This window comes from Pseudomonas sp. fls2-241-R2A-110 (assembly GCF_030209165.1).
GTDB lineage: Bacteria > Pseudomonadota > Gammaproteobacteria > Pseudomonadales > Pseudomonadaceae > Aquipseudomonas.
Genome location: NZ_JARVSN010000011.1, coordinates 37,485 through 53,010 on the forward strand (window position 1 = coordinate 37,485; position 15,526 = coordinate 53,010).

Annotated in this window: 11 protein-coding genes and 2 tRNA genes; 9 read left to right on the forward strand and 4 right to left on the reverse strand. The window is 59.5% G+C overall.

Annotation, left to right across the window (positions count from 1 at the left end; translation table 11 throughout):
* Positions 1–85: 85 nt before the first annotated feature.
* On the forward strand, positions 86–2,020 hold the full coding sequence (locus QRN31_RS10140) for a methyl-accepting chemotaxis protein (RefSeq protein WP_285431792.1): 1,935 nt from the start codon (positions 86–88) through the stop codon (positions 2,018–2,020).
* A gap of 96 nt (positions 2,021–2,116) precedes the next feature.
* Here the strand turns inward: QRN31_RS10140 and QRN31_RS10145 are convergent, their stop codons facing one another.
* The 4 genes from QRN31_RS10145 to QRN31_RS10160 form a co-directional block, all read right to left on the reverse strand.
* The gene (locus tag QRN31_RS10145) at positions 2,117–3,682 is read right to left on the reverse strand and encodes an ABC transporter permease (protein ID WP_285431793.1); all 1,566 of its coding nucleotides are present in this window, start codon (positions 3,680–3,682) and stop codon (positions 2,117–2,119) included.
* Positions 3,682–4,692, reverse strand: a complete 1,011-nt coding sequence (locus QRN31_RS10150; RefSeq protein WP_285431794.1) for an extracellular solute-binding protein — start codon at positions 4,690–4,692, stop codon at positions 3,682–3,684. The genes QRN31_RS10145 and QRN31_RS10150 overlap by 1 nt, the downstream gene beginning before the upstream one ends.
* A gap of 190 nt (positions 4,693–4,882) precedes the next feature.
* Positions 4,883–4,969 (reverse strand) — tRNA-Leu (locus QRN31_RS10155).
* 166 nt (positions 4,970–5,135) lie between these two features.
* Positions 5,136–5,222 (reverse strand) — tRNA-Leu (locus QRN31_RS10160).
* A gap of 226 nt (positions 5,223–5,448) precedes the next feature.
* Here QRN31_RS10160 and rnr point away from each other — a divergent pair.
* The 8 genes from rnr (at position 5,449) to QRN31_RS10200 (ending at position 15,238) form a co-directional block, all read left to right on the forward strand.
* Positions 5,449–8,079 carry a ribonuclease R gene (rnr, locus tag QRN31_RS10165; protein ID WP_285431795.1) on the forward strand — a complete coding sequence of 877 codons (2,631 nt, stop codon included), beginning with the start codon at positions 5,449–5,451 and terminating at the stop codon, positions 8,077–8,079.
* Positions 8,076–8,843: a 23S rRNA (guanosine(2251)-2'-O)-methyltransferase RlmB gene (gene rlmB, locus QRN31_RS10170; protein WP_285431797.1), complete on the forward strand. Its 768-nt coding sequence runs from the start codon at positions 8,076–8,078 to the stop codon at positions 8,841–8,843. Before rnr ends, rlmB begins: the two co-directional genes overlap by 4 nt.
* Before the next feature lie 315 nt (positions 8,844–9,158).
* Positions 9,159–9,581 carry a 30S ribosomal protein S6 gene (gene rpsF, locus QRN31_RS10175; protein ID WP_003217491.1) on the forward strand — a complete coding sequence of 141 codons (423 nt, stop codon included), beginning with the start codon at positions 9,159–9,161 and terminating at the stop codon, positions 9,579–9,581.
* Between the two features lie 28 nt (positions 9,582–9,609).
* Positions 9,610–9,840: a 30S ribosomal protein S18 gene (gene rpsR, locus QRN31_RS10180; protein WP_002551829.1), complete on the forward strand. Its 231-nt coding sequence runs from the start codon at positions 9,610–9,612 to the stop codon at positions 9,838–9,840.
* A 36-nt stretch (positions 9,841–9,876) separates the two neighbouring features.
* Positions 9,877–10,770: a YybS family protein gene (locus QRN31_RS10185; protein ID WP_090176231.1), complete on the forward strand. Its 894-nt coding sequence runs from the start codon at positions 9,877–9,879 to the stop codon at positions 10,768–10,770.
* 19 nt (positions 10,771–10,789) lie between these two features.
* A complete protein-coding gene (gene rplI / locus QRN31_RS10190; protein WP_033055552.1) occupies positions 10,790–11,236 on the forward strand; it encodes a 50S ribosomal protein L9 in 447 nt (148 codons plus the stop codon).
* 119 nt (positions 11,237–11,355) lie between these two features.
* Entirely contained in the window at positions 11,356–12,750 is a 1,395-nt protein-coding gene (gene dnaB / locus QRN31_RS10195; RefSeq protein ID WP_285431800.1) for a replicative DNA helicase, read from the forward strand.
* A 184-nt stretch (positions 12,751–12,934) separates the two neighbouring features.
* Complete coding sequence (locus tag QRN31_RS10200) at positions 12,935–15,238, forward strand: YgiQ family radical SAM protein (protein ID WP_285431801.1); 2,304 nt, start codon at positions 12,935–12,937, stop codon at positions 15,236–15,238.
* The last annotated feature ends 288 nt before the right edge of the window (positions 15,239–15,526 follow it).

Sequence of the window (15,526 nt, forward strand, 5' to 3'; positions counted from 1 at the left end):
GCATGACCTTTGCGTGTGATCCTCATTAATAGCATCGCTTCTGGCGTGCCATCAATTTAATGGCGTCAATGCAGAGGGATATCAAGTGTCGGCTGTTCTCTCACTGTTACAAAGCCGTCTACTGCGGCCTGTGTTCGTTACTCTTGGTATCGCCCTTTTGGTGCAGGTGCTGGTGGCTGTGGCTCTGACTCGGAGCACGGTGACTGCGCTTGAAGCTGATTTGGGTGTGCGTCTGGGTGCCGACAGTCAAAAACTTTCTGGCGAGCTTGAGCAGGCCGGGCGTGAAGTCACGTCGAGCCTGGACAACCTTTCCACCAGTACGCGTCAGCGACTCACCGCCGGCCTGTCTTCGCGACTCAAGGACGAGCAGGTGCAATTGCGGGCGACGCTGGAAAAGGATCTGAAAGATTCGGCCAACGACATGGCGCAATTGCTGGCCTCGGTCGCACCTCGGGCGATGTGGGACAGCGACGTTCCGACCCTGTCTGAATTCGCCCGCCGCGCGCAGCGCAACCCCAACGTGTTGTTCGTGGTTTACGACGACGCCACGGGCCAGCACCTGACGCGCTACCTCAATCGGGAAAATCCGATCAACAAGGCGTTGCTGGAGAAAGGCCAGGGCGAGCGTGCGCTGGACAAGGTGCTGGATGCGGCGAAGAACGATCCGTCGGTCTACTACCTCGAAGCCTCGATCAACCCCAACGGCGTGGAAATCGGCAAGGTCTTGATGGGTGTTTCCACTGCATCCGTGGAAACCGACCTGGCCGCCCTGGACAAGCGCTTCGCGGCGCTGATCGCCAGCAGCGATCAGCTGGTCGGCGACAGCCTCAAGGGCGCGGCGGCGGACAGTGCCACGGCGATGCGCGCACGCCTGACGTCCGCGCAGTCGACCGCATCTGAAATGAAAGCCAACACCACCAGCACAGTGCAGGAAGCGGCGGCGACGTTGCGCTGGCGCATCGGCATGGGCCTGGCGTTGGTCGGTTGCGGCGTGCTGCTGTTGCTGGCGGTGGTGCTGGGGCGTCGAGTGGTCAATCGCTTGAAGATGCTGATCAGCGCCATGGATGATCTGGCGGCGGGCGAGGGCGACCTGACCAAGCGTGTGCAAATCAGCAGCAAGGATGAAATCGGCGACATGGCCTCGGCGGTCAATCGCTTCGTCGACAAGTTGCAGCCGATCGTGCGCGAAGCGGGTGATGTGGCTCAGCGCACCGGCGTCGAAATTGGCGCCATGACCCTGCGCAATGCCGGTGCCGATAAAGCGGCCGGCATGCAGCGCGATGAAGTGGCCGAGAGCCTGCGTGCGTTGTCGCAAATGGCTGACGAAGCCCAGTCTGAAAGCCATGCGATGCAGGCAGCCTTGCAGCAAGTGGTGGACATTCGTTCGGCCACGGATGAAAACACCCGGACATCAGCGAAGGTCGGCAGCCTGATCGAGGCGTTGGCCGGTCAGGTCGATACCGGGGCGAAGGTCATCGAGCGGCTGGCGCAGCAGAGTGAGCAGATTGAAGTGGTGCTGACGGTGATCCACGGGATCGCCGAGCAGACCAACTTGCTGGCGCTGAACGCCGCCATCGAAGCGGCGCGAGCGGGTGAGACCGGTCGTGGCTTTGCGGTGGTGGCGGACGAAGTTCGGGCGCTGGCGAGCAAGACCCAGAGCTCCACGGGCGACATCCAGGCGCACATCGTGGCCTTGCAGCAAGGGGCGCGTGAAGCGGTGGCCGCGATTGGCCAGGCCGGGCGTCAAGCCAGTGAAGGTTTGCTGGTGCTGCGTGACAGTGCGCGGTTGCAGCAATCGGTGCAGGCGTCGGTCGAGCAGGTGCATGCGGCAATTGGTCTGGCGACTCAGGCAGCGGCGCATCAGGCGCAAGGCGCGCAGGCTGTGCGGGGTCGGGTCGAGACTATCCATGCTCAGGCTGAGAAAGCGGCACAGGCGGTGGTGGAAACCACGGCCAGCGGCAAAGTGCTGGATGGTTTGGCGGCGCAGTTGAAGGCGAGCCTGGGGCAGTTCAGGGCTTAAGATTCATATTGCTGCGTCAGAAGTCATCGCGAGCAAGCTCGCTCCCACATTGGAATGCGTTCCCCTGTGGGAGCGAGCTTGCTCGCGATAGCGATCTCAGCGGCTCAGATACATCCGGGTCGTAAGCAAATAGACCGGTAATCCCGACACCAAAATCAACAACGCCGCATAAGGCGCCGCCGCCGCAAACTCCACGTTCGCAGTATGCGCCCACACTTCAGTAGCCAGCGTATTAAGCCCGGTCGGACTCAGCAGCAGCGTCGCCGTCAGCTCCTTCATTGCATCCAGAAAGACCAACGCAAACGCCGCGCCCAAGGCCGGAAAAATGATTGGCAGCGTCACTCGGCAAAACGCACTGAATGATGACGCCCCCAGCGTGCGAGCGGCTTCTTCCAATTGCGGTGCGGCTTTGTTCAGTGCCGTACGAATCGGTGCCTGAGCCAGTGGCAGGAACAGCAGCGCATAAGCAATCAGCAGCAATGCCGAAGTCTGATACAGCGCCGGCACATAGTGCAGGGCGAAGTACACCAGCGTCAGTGCAATCACCAGTCCTGGCAGCGCATGCAGCAGATACGGCAAGCGTTCGGCCCAGATTGCCAGTTGCCCTTTATGGCGCACCACCAACAGCCCAACCGGCACCGCCAGTACCAGGCACACTGCTGCGCCACCGAGGGAAAGTGCCAGCGACGACAATAACGCTTCGCTGATCGCCGCCACGGGGAATGCGGCAGAGGATCCCACTGCCAGCCAGTACGCCAACATGCCCAGCGGAATGCCGCTGCCGATGACCGCCAGCGCCAGGCAATAAACCTGGCCAAGCGCCGACCAAGACCCCAGCCGAACCTGCTCCGCGCGTCGAGCAGCGCCCTGGCCGGTGCGCACATGCCGGCCCTTGCCGCGAACCCGTAATTCGAGCCACAACAGCATCAGGCACAGCGCCAGCAACACCGCAGAAAGCATTGCTGCATTGGCGTTACTGAATTCCAGTTCGAACTGCTGATAGATCGCTGTCGTGAAGGTTTGCAGGCCGATGATGGAAAGCGCGCCGAACTCCACCAGCATGTGCAAAGCGATCAGCAGCGAGCCGGCCAGTAAAGACGGCCACAGCAGCGGCAAGGTGATTTTGAAAAACACACCCCAGCGATTCTGTCCAAGGGTCCGGGCGGATTCCTCAAGCGAAGGATCGAGATTGCGCAGTGTTGCCGCGACCGGCAGAAAAATCAGCGGGTACTTGGACAGGGTCATCACCAGGATCGCCCCGCCCAAGCCTTCGAAGTGAGCGCTCAGTGAGACCCAGGTGAAACTGCTGACAAACGCCGGTACGGCGAACGGCAAGCACAGAATCACGCCCCACAGTCGGCGCCCCGGTAGGTTGCTGCGTTCCAGCAACCAGGCCAGCGACAGCCCGATCACGCCGCAGGCAACGGTTACACCGACCATCAGTGCCAGCGTATTGCGCAGCAGTCCAAACACATACGGCCGCCATAGCAGGTGCAGCGCTTCGGCCCAGCCGGCTTGCCAGGTTTTGAGCCCGACATAGGCCAGCGGCAGCAGGCTGAGTACGACCAACAGCAACACCGGTAGCAGCAGCCAGATCGATGGCCGCTTGCGCCGTGGCACGTAACCCCCGCTGTCGGCGGGGGCGGATAGCGATGCGCACATCAGTTCAAGCCAACGTCACGTTCCAGGTCCAGGGCTTCTTCGGCGTTGCCAAGGTCGGCTGGGGTGACTTTTGGTGCTTGCAGTTCGCTGAACGGCTTGAGGCCGCGATCCGATGCCATGCCTTTGTGCAGCGGGTATTCAGCGGTGGTCTGGGTGATCACGCGCTGACCTTCTTCGCTGGCCATGTAGGCAAGGAGTTGCTGGGCTTCTTTTGGATGTTTGGTCGATTTCAGCACGGCAGCGCTGGAAACGGTGATCAGCCCGCCGACGTCGCCGCCGGTGAAGTAATGCAATTTCGAATCGAGCTGGCCTTTTTCGCGTTGCAGGGCGAACCAGTAGTAGTTGTTCACCAGAACGGTGGCGATTTCGCCGTTTTCCACGGCTTTGAGGGCGACCATGTTGTTGCTGTAGGTCTTGCCGAACGCGCGCAGGCCGGTCAGCCATTCTTCGGCGGCATCCATGCCGTGTACTTTGATGATTGCCACGGCCTGTTCCTGGAGCGCGCCACTGCTCGGCACGAAGCCGACCTTGCCTTGCCATTTCGGATCGGAGAACTCCATCACCGACTTGGGCAGGTCTTTTTCGTCGATCAGTTTAGGGTTGAAGGCAACCACGCGGACCCGGGCGGTGATGCCGATCCAGGTGCCGTTGCCGGCGACGTAGTCTTTGGGCAGGACGGCAAGGGTGGCGGCATCGGTTTGCGCCAACAGGCCTTGTTCGCCAAGCTTGTTCAGCGGAGGCGATTCTTCGGTGTAGATCACATCGGCGGGGGAGCGATCGCCTTCTTCGACGACCTGGCTGGCCAGCTGGTTGCTGCTGCCTTTGCGCACGTTGACGTGAATGCCGGTCTTGGCTTCGAAGGCTTTGGCGACGGCATCGCCAACTTCTTTGTGTTGACCGTTATAGAGTGTCAGCGAAACTGGATCAGCAGCCTGGGTGAGGGGAGTGGCGAGGGCCAGGCTGAGCAGGGTGAAGGTCAGGCCGCGGCGCAGGGTATTTCGAAACATCATTCGCAGGGTTCCTCACTGTCGCATTGCAAAAACTTGCAACAATGATAAACGATATTGCTTCTCAAGTACGCCTTGCCGGGCTGTCGAGGCGTTGTTAGAGCGGTGCGCTATAACTTTTCAACGCCCGGAAACGCAAAAACCCGCTTTAGCGGGTTTTTGTGCAATTCCAGATCGACTCTGAAATTTGAATTGGTGCCCAGAAGAAGACTCGAACTTCCACGACCTTGCGGTCACCAGCACCTGAAGCTGGCGTGTCTACCAATTTCACCATCTGGGCATGATCTTCAGCGTTGCCGCTGTTGATGTGGCGCACTATACGGAGAGCGTTTTGATCTGTAAACCCCTGATTTAGATTTAATAAATCAGATGTTTAGAATGCAAAAAACCCGCTTTCGCGGGTTTTTGTGCGAGCCTTGAAATTGATCTAATCTCAAGCTCGAAATTGGTGCCCAGAAGAAGACTCGAACTTCCACGACCTTGCGGTCACCAGCACCTGAAGCTGGCGTGTCTACCAATTTCACCATCTGGGCAGTATCGGCAGCGCTAGTGCGTCGTCGATGGCGCGCACTATACGGAGCGTCTTTTTAACTGTAAACCCCTGAAATTAAAAAAACCTGAAAAATGTTACCAGTGGCATTCAAATCATCATTGGGTTGTCGATAAAGTGCTTTAGATGGGCTGTCACAGCCTGAAATTTCCCGTTTCATTACGCCTATGCCAAACTAACCCGCATATAGACAAGGTGAAAACTCTCTAATGGCCGATTGGCAGTCCCTCGATCCCGAGGCCGCTCGTGAAGCGGAAAAATATGACAACCCTATTCCTAGCCGCGAACTGATCCTTCAGCACCTTGCTGATCGGGGTTCGCCTGCTAACCGCGAGCAGCTGGTCGAAGAGTTTGGTCTGACCACAGAAGACCAGATCGAAGCCCTGCGTCGCCGCCTGCGCGCCATGGAGCGCGATGCTCAACTCATCTATACCCGTCGCGGCACGTACGCGCCGGTGGACAAGCTCGACCTGATCCTTGGCCGCATCAGCGGTCACCGTGACGGCTTCGGCTTCCTGGTCCCGGACGACGGCAGTGACGACCTGTTCATGAGCCCGGCGCAAATGCGTCTGGTGTTCGACGGCGACCGTGCCCTGGCCCGCGTCTCCGGTCTCGACCGTCGCGGTCGCCGTGAAGGCATGATCGTCGAAGTGGTGTCCCGTGCCCACGAGAGCATCGTCGGTCGCTACTTCGAAGAGGGCGGTATCGGTTTCGTTGTGGCGGATAACCCGAAGATCCAGCAAGAAGTGCTGGTCACTCCGGGCCGTAACGCCAATGCGCAGATCGGTCAGTTCGTCGAAGTGAAGATCACTCACTGGCCGACGCCACGCTTCCAGCCGCAAGGCGACGTGGTTGAAGTCGTGGGCAACTACATGGCACCGGGCATGGAAATCGACATCGCCCTGCGCACTTACGATATTCCTCACGTCTGGCCTGAGGCTGTGCTCAAAGAAGCCGCCAAGCTCAAGCCGGAAGTCGAAGAGAAAGACAAAGAGAAGCGCATCGACTTGCGTCATCTGCCGTTCGTGACCATCGACGGTGAAGATGCTCGCGACTTCGATGACGCGGTGTACTGCGAAGCCAAACCGGGCAAGCTGCGCCTGTTCTCCGGTGGCTGGAAGTTGTACGTGGCGATTGCCGACGTCTCCAGCTACGTGAAGATCGGTTCGGCCCTGGACAACGAATCCCAGGTTCGCGGCAACTCGGTGTACTTCCCCGAGCGCGTGGTGCCGATGCTGCCTGAGCAGCTGTCCAACGGTCTGTGCTCGCTGAACCCGCACGTTGATCGCCTGGCCATGGTTTGCGAGATGACCATCTCCAAATCCGGCGAGATGACCGACTACTGCTTCTACGAAGCGGTGATTCACTCCCACGCCCGCCTGACCTATAACAAAGTCAGCGCGATGCTGGAAACGCCGAAACTCACCGAAGCGCGTCAGCTTCGTGGCGAGTACACCGACGTCCTGCCGCATCTCAAGCAGCTTTACGCACTGTACAAAGTGCTGTTGGCCGCTCGTCACGTGCGTGGCGCGATCGATTTCGAAACCCAGGAAACCCGGATTATCTTCGGGACCGAGCGCAAGATTGCCGAAATCCGTCCGACCGTTCGCAACGATGCGCACAAGCTGATCGAGGAATGCATGCTGGCGGCCAACGTGGCCACCGCCGAATTCCTGAAAAAACACGAAATCCCTGCGCTGTATCGCGTCCACGACGGTCCGCCACCGGAGCGTCTGGAAAAACTGCGCGCCTTCCTTGGCGAGCTCGGCCTGTCCCTGCACAAAGGCAAGGACGGCCCGTCGCCGAAGGATTACCAGGCTTTGCTGGCAAGCATCAAGGATCGTCCGGATTTCCATCTGATCCAGACCGTCATGCTGCGTTCGTTGAGCCAGGCGGTGTACAGCGCCGATAACCAGGGCCACTTCGGCCTGAATTATGAAGCCTATACCCACTTCACCTCGCCGATCCGCCGCTACCCGGACTTGCTCACGCACCGGGCGATCCGCAGCGTTATCCATTCGAAGCAGGACACGCCGCACGTTCGCCGTGCCGGCGCGATGACCATTCCGAAAGCGCGCATTTATCCGTACGACGAAGCAGCGCTGGAGCAGCTCGGCGAGCAATGCTCGATGAGCGAGCGCCGTGCCGACGAAGCGACCCGCGACGTTGTGAACTGGCTCAAGTGCGAGTTCATGAAAGATCGTGTTGGCGAGTCGTTCCCGGGTGTGATCACCGCCGTGACCGGTTTTGGCCTGTTCGTCGAGCTGACCGACATCTACGTCGAAGGCCTGGTGCATGTCACCGCGCTGCCGGGTGATTACTACCACTTCGATCCTGTGCACCACCGCCTCGCCGGTGAGCGTACCGGTCGCAGCTTCCGCCTTGGCGATACCGTTGAAGTGCGCGTCATGCGGGTTGACCTCGACGAGCGCAAGATCGACTTCGAGATGGCTGAAAAAACCATCAGCGCGCCGATCGGCCGCAAGAAGCGCGGTACTGAAAAGAGTGAGCCAGCCGCCAAGACTGCTGCTAAAACCGCTGCAGAGCCGGCTCCGGAGAAAACCGGTCGTCGTCCTGCGAAGGAAAAGGCTGTCGAGGCGTATCGCCCGAGCGATGCTGCGGCAAAAAATGCCGAACTGCGTAAAAGCCGTGAACTGAAACAGGCGTTGCTGTCTGAAGCGAAAAGCGGCGGTAAAGCGGCGTCTGGGGGAAAGACCGGACGGTCGGCGCCTGACAAGGCTTCCGGCAGCAAACCGAGCAAACACCGTAAAGGCCCGCCGAAAGCGGGTTCAGCCCCAGCCAAAAGCGGCGGGGCGCGTAAACCTAAGGCCAAGTCATGAGTCAGTTGGAAAAAATCTACGGCGTGCATGCGGTAGAAGCATTGCTGCGTCACCACCCGAAACGCGTCAAGCAGATCTGGCTGGCTGAAGGCCGCAGTGATCCGCGTGTGCAGACCCTGATTCAACTGGCGGCGGAAAATCGCGTAGCGGTCGGCAACGCCGAGCGCCGTGAACTGGATGCCTGGGTTGAAGGCGTGCACCAGGGCGTGGTGGCGGACGTGAGTCCGAGCCAGGTCTGGGGCGAAGCGATGCTCGATGAGCTGCTCGATCGCACCGAAGGCGCGCCACTGCTGTTGGTGCTCGACGGTGTGACCGATCCGCACAACCTTGGCGCTTGCCTGCGTTCTGCCGATGCGGCCGGCGCTCTGGCGGTGATCGTTCCGAAAGACAAGTCGGCCACGCTGACCCCGACGGTGCGAAAAGTCGCCTGCGGTGCGGCGGAAGTGATTCCGTTGGTTGCCGTGACTAACCTGGCGCGCACCCTGGAAAAGCTCAAGCAGCGCGGCTTGTGGGTTGTGGGTACGGCGGGCGAGGCTGAGCAAAGTCTGTATCAGCAAGACATGACCGGCCCGACCATCCTGATCATGGGGGCGGAAGGCAGCGGCATGCGTCGCCTGACTCGCGATCTTTGCGACTACCTGGTGCACTTGCCGATGACTGGCAGCGTCAGCAGTCTCAACGTATCCGTGGCGACTGGCGTTTGCCTGTTCGAAGCGCAACGCCAGCGTAGCGTGAAAGCAGCCGGGACCACCAAAAAGTCCTGAGCCTTTGGTAATCCCTGTGGGAGCGAGTCTGCTCGCGATAAGCGGAGTGACATTCAGCATCAATGTTGGATGTTGCGCCGCAGTCGCGGGCAGGCTCGCTCCCACAGTGGTTTGTGCCGAGGCGAAAACAGGTGGTTGAACGAACTGTTCAAATAATCACCAATTGCCTTGCACCTCTCCTGTCCCTTCTCTACAATTGCGCCCCTTGCTGTGACGGCAGGCACGCATGTGTCTATCGCAAGCAAGTCCATTAGTGTCATTCACTCCTTGTCTGACCGCTTTTGAGCGGCAGGCTACAACCCGTAAGGAGCATTCATGCGTCATTACGAAATCATCTTTTTGGTCCACCCGGATCAAAGCGAGCAAGTCGGCGGCATGGTTGAGCGTTACACCAAGCTGATCGAAGAAGACGGCGGCAAAATCCACCGTCTGGAAGATTGGGGCCGTCGTCAACTGGCCTACGCAATCAACAATGTTCACAAGGCTCACTACGTGATGCTGAACGTTGAATGCACTGGCAAGGCTCTGGCCGAGCTGGAAGACAACTTCCGCTACAACGATGCAGTGATCCGTAACCTGGTCATCCGTCGCGAAGAAGCCGTTACCGGCCAATCCGAGATGCTCAAGGCTGAAGAAAACCGCAGTGAGCGCCGTGAGCGTCGCGACCGTCCTGAGCACGAAGGCGCTGAAAGCGCTGATAGTGATGACAGCGACAACAGCGATAACGCTGACGAGTAATCCACGGACCTTTTAAGGAGCCTATCAAATGGCACGTTTCTTCCGTCGTCGTAAATTCTGCCGCTTCACCGCTGAAGACGTGAAAGAGATCGATTACAAAGATCTCAACACTCTGAAAGCTTATGTATCCGAGACCGGCAAAATCGTTCCAAGCCGCATCACCGGTACCAAAGCACGTTATCAGCGTCAGCTGGCCACCGCTATCAAGCGCGCCCGCTTCCTGGCCCTGCTGGCCTACACCGACAGCCACGGCCGCTGAGACCGGGCAGTCGACACGTAGCAAAGGATTGAAAGCATGCGTGCCTTAGCTGAGTTCATCATGCGCGGCCGTATGCAGGCCACTCTCGTAGTGGCCGGATGCGCAACATTGCCGTTGTTGTATTGGTTGGGTGCTGCCGCTGGATGCCTCGTGCTCTTGCGGCGCGGATTGAAGGACGCCATTGGCGTACTTGCTCTGGGATTGCTGCCGGCATTGGTCTGGTGGCTTTACTCCGACGACCCACGGGCACTTCTGGTGCTGCTGGGGTCTTCGAGTCTTGCGTTGGTTTTGCGCGCAAGCGAGTCCTGGGTCCGCGTGCTGCTGGTCAGCGTAGCAGTGGGAACGGTGTTTTCGGTGGTGCTGGGGGCGGCTTTTGCGCCCCAGATCGAGATGCTGGCGCAGGCCTTGATAAAGGTCATGCCGTCGCTACTCGGTGATGTCTACCAGAAGTTGTCGGTAGACGAGCAAGCGCATTTTGCGTCCCTGATTGCACCGGTCCTGACCGGCTTGATTGCGGCCTTGTTGCAAATCGTCAGTGTGCTGAGCCTGATTGTCGGGCGCTACTGGCAGGCGTTGTTGTACAACCCGGGTGGTTTTGGTCGCGAGTTTCGCGCCATCCGATTCCCGCTGGGACCGGCGATTGCAATGCTGGTGTTGATGCTTCTGGGGCCGAACATCGGTCCGCAGATGGCGATGTTGACACCGTTGTGCAGTGTTCCGCTGGTGTTCGCCGGGCTGGCCCTGATTCACGGGCTGGTGGCGAAGAAGCGACTGGCCAGGTTCTGGCTGGTGGGGTTGTACGTCACGCTGTTGCTGTTCATGCAGCTGATCTATCCGTTGCTGGTGGTCTTGGCCATCGTCGACAGCCTGATTGATTTTCGCGGTCGTTCGGCGCCGAAAGACGCCGATAGCGCGAACGGTGAAGGTTAAAAGTTAAGAGGATTTTCACATGCAACTGATCCTTCTGGAAAAAGTCACCAACCTGGGCAACCTGGGTGACAAAGTAAACGTCAAGGCTGGTTACGGTCGTAACTACCTGCTGCCTTACGGCAAAGCTACCGCTGCGACCGCTGCCAACCTGGCTGCGTTCGAAGAGCGTCGCGCTGAGCTGGAAAAAGCTGCAGCAGACCGTAAGATTTCGGCTGAAAGCCGTGCCGCCCAACTGGCTGAGCTGGAAGTGACTATCACTGCCACCGCTGGTGACGAAGGCAAGCTGTTCGGTTCGATCGGTACTCACGACATCGCTGATGCACTGACCGCCTCTGGCGTTGAAGTTGCAAAAAGCGAAGTTCGTCTGCCGAACGGCACCATCCGCAACGTAGGCGAATTCGACGTAGCCGTGCACCTGCACGCCGAAGTTGAAGCCACCGTACGCGTTGTCGTGGTAGCAGCTTAAGCAGCACTTGTCGGCTGGCACCCTCGGGTGCTTGCCGGTAACATCGGGCACGATCCTGTTTACAGGTCGTGCCCTTTGTCTTTCTGCAGTTCCTGATTTACACAACTATTCAAGTGGCCATGAACGATATCTCCGCACCCGAGCAATACGATCTGCAAACCGCTGCCCTGAAGGTGCCGCCGCATTCCATCGAGGCCGAACAGGCCGTGCTCGGTGGTCTGATGCTGGACAACAACGCCTGGGAACGCGTGCTGGATCAGGTTTCGGATGGCGATTTCTATCGACATGACCACCGTTTGATCTTCCGGGCGATCGCCAAACTGGCCGATCAGAACTCGCCGATCGACGTCGTGACCCTTGCCGAGCAATTGGACAAGGAAGGTCAGACCTCGCAAGTCGGTGGTCTCGGTTACCTGGGTGAGTTGGCGAAAAACACGCCGTCCGTCGCCAACATCAAGGCCTATGCGCAGATTGTTCGTGCGCGAGCGACCTTGCGGCAACTGATCGGCATTGCCAGCGAGATTGCCGACAGCGCCTTCAACCCTGAAGGCCGCACGGCTGAAGAGATTCTCGATGAAGCCGAACGGCAGATCTTCCAGATTGCCGAGGCCCGGCCAAAAACCGGCGGCCCGGTGAGCGTGAATGACCTGCTGACCAAGGCTATCGACCGCATCGACACCTTGTTCAACACCGACAACGCCATTACCGGCCTGTCCACCGGTTACACCGACCTCGACGAGATGACCAGCGGCCTGCAGCCGTCCGACCTGATCATCGTCGCCGGCCGTCCGTCCATGGGTAAAACCACCTTTGCGATGAACCTGGTGGAAAACGCCGTGTTGCGCAGCGACAAATGCGTTCTGGTTTACTCGCTGGAGATGCCAGGCGAATCGCTGATCATGCGTATGTTGTCGTCGCTTGGCCGTATCGACCAGACCAAGGTCAGGGCCGGTCGCCTGGACGATGACGATTGGCCGCGCCTGACCTCGGCGGTCAATCTGCTCAACGATCGCAAACTGTTCATCGACGATACAGCGGGTATCAGCCCCTCGGAGATGCGGGCGCGGACCCGGCGTCTGGTGCGTGAACACGGCGACATCGCCCTGATCATGATCGACTACCTGCAATTGATGCAGATTCCAGGTTCCGGTGGCGACAACCGGACCAACGAGATTTCCGAGATTTCCCGGTCCTTGAAAGCCCTGGCCAAGGAATTCAATTGCCCGGTGGTGGCGCTGTCCCAGCTCAACCGCTCCCTGGAGCAACGACCGAACAAACGCCCGATCAACTCCGACCTCCGGGAGTCCGGAGCGATCGAGCAGGATGCTGACGTGATCATGTTCGTATACCGGGACGAGGTGTATCACCCGGAAACCGAGCACAAGGGCATTGCTGAAATCATCATCGGTAAACAGCGGAACGGACCAATCGGTACGTCACGGCTGGCGTTCATCGGCAAGTACACCCGTTTCGAAAACCTGGCGCCGGGCAGCTATAACTTCGACGACGAATAATCTCCGTCGTCTGGTCAGGCCTCATTGCGAGCAGGCTCACTCCCACCTTGGAATGCATTCCCCTGTGGGAGTGAGCCTGCTCGCGATGGGGTCGCCGCTATTTCCGACCATAGCCGTCGGAATTGGTTATTTTTTGTGCTATATTCCGCGCCCGCGATTTTTCATCTCAACACCGGTCATCGTCATGCAAACAGCCAAGCCGTTATTTGACTATCCCAAGTACTGGGCCGAATGTTTCGGTCCCGCGCCATTCCTGCCGATGAGCAGGGAGGAGATGGATCAGCTTGGCTGGGATTCATGCGACATCATCATCGTCACCGGTGATGCGTACGTTGACCATCCGTCGTTCGGCATGGCGATCATCGGCCGGCTGCTGGAGTCGCAAGGCTTTCGCGTCGGGATCATTGCCCAGCCAGACTGGCAGTCCAAAGACGACTTCATGAAGCTCGGCGAGCCGAACCTGTTCTTCGGCGTCGCGGCCGGCAACATGGACTCGATGATCAACCGCTACACCGCCGACAAGAAAATCCGTTCCGACGACGCCTACACCCCCGGTGGCCTGGCGGGCAAGCGTCCGGACCGCGCGAGCCTGGTTTACAGCCAGCGCTGCAAGGAAGCCTACAAGAACGTGCCGATCGTTCTCGGTGGCATCGAAGCCTCCCTGCGCCGCATCGCCCACTACGATTACTGGCAGGACCGGGTGCGCAACTCGATCCTGATCGACGCCTGCGCCGACATCCTGCTGTACGGCAACGCCGAACGCGCGATCGTCGAAGTCGCCCAGCGTCTGTCTTACGGTCACAAGATCGAAGACATCACCGACGTGCGCGGCACCGCGTTCATTCGTCGCGATACGCCCAAAGACTGGTACGAAGTCGATTCCACGCGCATCGACCGTCCGGGCAAGGTCGACAAGATCATCAACCCGTACGTCAACACCCAGGATACCCAAGCCTGCGCCATCGAGCAGGAAAAGGGACCGGTTGAAGACCCGAGCGAAGCCAAGGTCGTGCAGATCCTGGCCAGCCCGAAGATGACTCGCGACAAGACCGTGATCCGTCTGCCATCCGTTGAAAAAGTCCGTGGCGACGCCGTGCTTTATGCTCACGCCAACCGCGTGCTTCACCTGGAAACCAACCCGGGCAACGCTCGCGCGCTGGTGCAAAAGCACGGCGAAGTCGACGTCTGGTTCAACCCGCCGCCGATTCCGATGACCACCGAAGAAATGGACTACGTGTTCGGCATGCCTTATGCCCGCGTTCCACATCCGGCGTATGGCAAGGAAAAAATCCCGGCCTACGACATGATCCGTTTCTCGGTGAACATCATGCGTGGCTGCTTCGGCGGCTGCACCTTCTGCTCGATCACCGAGCACGAAGGCCGGATCATCCAGAACCGCTCCGAAGAGTCGATCATTCGCGAAATCGAAGAGATCCGCGACAAGGTCCCAGGCTTTACCGGCGTCATTTCCGACCTCGGCGGCCCGACCGCGAACATGTACCGCATCGCTTGCAAGAGCCCGGAAATCGAATCCGCGTGCCGCAAGCCATCGTGCGTGTTCCCGGGGATTTGCCCGAACTTGAACACCGATCACTCGTCGCTGATCCAGCTGTATCGCAGCGCCCGTGCCCTGCCGGGTGTGAAGAAGATCCTGATCGCTTCCGGCTTGCGCTACGACCTCGCGGTCGAGTCGCCGGAATACGTCAAGGAGCTGGTGACCCACCACGTCGGTGGTTACCTGAAGATCGCCCCGGAACACACCGAGGAAGGTCCGCTCAACCAGATGATGAAACCGGGCATCGGCAGCTATGACAAGTTCAAGCGCATGTTCGAGAAGTACTCCAAGGAAGCCGGGAAAGAGCAGTACCTGATTCCGTACTTCATCGCTGCCCACCCGGGCACCACCGACGAAGACATGATGAACCTGGCCCTGTGGCTCAAGGGCAACGGTTTCCGTGCCGACCAGGTGCAGGCGTTCTACCCGTCGCCGATGGCCACCGCCACCGCGATGTACCACTCGGGCAAGAACCCGCTGCGCAAGGTGACGTACAAGAGCGACGCGGTAACCATCGTCAAGAGCGAAGAGCAGCGCCGTTTGCACAAGGCGTTCTTGCGCTATCACGATCCGAAAGGCTGGCCGATGCTGCGTGAAGCGCTGACCCGTATGGGCCGCGCCGACCTGATCGGGCCGGGCAAGAATCAGTTGATTCCGTTGCATCAGCCGGCGACCGACAGCTACCAGAGCGCCCGTCGCAAGAACTCGACGCCGGCTGGCAGCCACAAAGTGGCCGGGGAAAAGACGACCAAAATCCTGACCCAACACACCGGCCTGCCGCCACGCGCCAGCGATGGCGGTAACCCGTGGGACAAGCGTGAACAGGCCAAGGCTGCGGCGTTCGCCCGCAACCAGCAGGCAGCCAAGGAGCGCAAGGACGCGGCCAAAGGCAAAGGGCCCAAGCCCGCACGTAAGCCGGTCGTACCGCGCTAATCCTCGCTTGAGCTGAACAAAACGCCAACCCTCGGGTTGGCGTTTTGCGTTTCTGCGTTGGGGGAAATCGGGCGCCGGGTCGGAATCTGTGTTGTGGCAACCGGCCCTTCGCGGGCAAGCCCGCTCCCACAGGGTTCTGATGCGAACATGGAATTGGGGCATCCCTTGATCACTGTGGGAGCGGGCTTGCCCGCGAAGAGGTCGGTACAGCCGCAGCAAATGTTGTCTGACAGCCCCTCAGCCGCAACATTTTCGTGCAACTGCGCCCAACCAATTTCCCGCATCGCC

Excerpts from the sequence above, each read along its gene's own strand:
- QRN31_RS10145 (WP_285431793.1), bottom strand. The coding sequence starts at position 3,682 with ATGTGCGCATCGCTATCCGCCCCCGCCGACAGCGGGGGTTACGTGCCA.
- rplI (WP_033055552.1), top strand. The coding sequence starts at position 10,790 with ATGCAACTGATCCTTCTGGAAAAAGTCACCAACCTGGGCAACCTGGGT.
- QRN31_RS10185 (WP_090176231.1), top strand. The coding sequence starts at position 9,877 with ATGCGTGCCTTAGCTGAGTTCATCATGCGCGGCCGTATGCAGGCCACT.
- dnaB (WP_285431800.1), top strand. The coding sequence starts at position 11,356 with ATGAACGATATCTCCGCACCCGAGCAATACGATCTGCAAACCGCTGCC.
- rpsR (WP_002551829.1), top strand. The coding sequence starts at position 9,610 with ATGGCACGTTTCTTCCGTCGTCGTAAATTCTGCCGCTTCACCGCTGAA.
- QRN31_RS10200 (WP_285431801.1), top strand. The coding sequence starts at position 12,935 with ATGCAAACAGCCAAGCCGTTATTTGACTATCCCAAGTACTGGGCCGAA.
- QRN31_RS10150 (WP_285431794.1), bottom strand. The coding sequence starts at position 4,692 with ATGATGTTTCGAAATACCCTGCGCCGCGGCCTGACCTTCACCCTGCTC.
- rlmB (WP_285431797.1), top strand. The coding sequence starts at position 8,076 with ATGAGTCAGTTGGAAAAAATCTACGGCGTGCATGCGGTAGAAGCATTG.
- rnr (WP_285431795.1), top strand. The coding sequence starts at position 5,449 with ATGGCCGATTGGCAGTCCCTCGATCCCGAGGCCGCTCGTGAAGCGGAA.
- rpsF (WP_003217491.1), top strand. The coding sequence starts at position 9,159 with ATGCGTCATTACGAAATCATCTTTTTGGTCCACCCGGATCAAAGCGAG.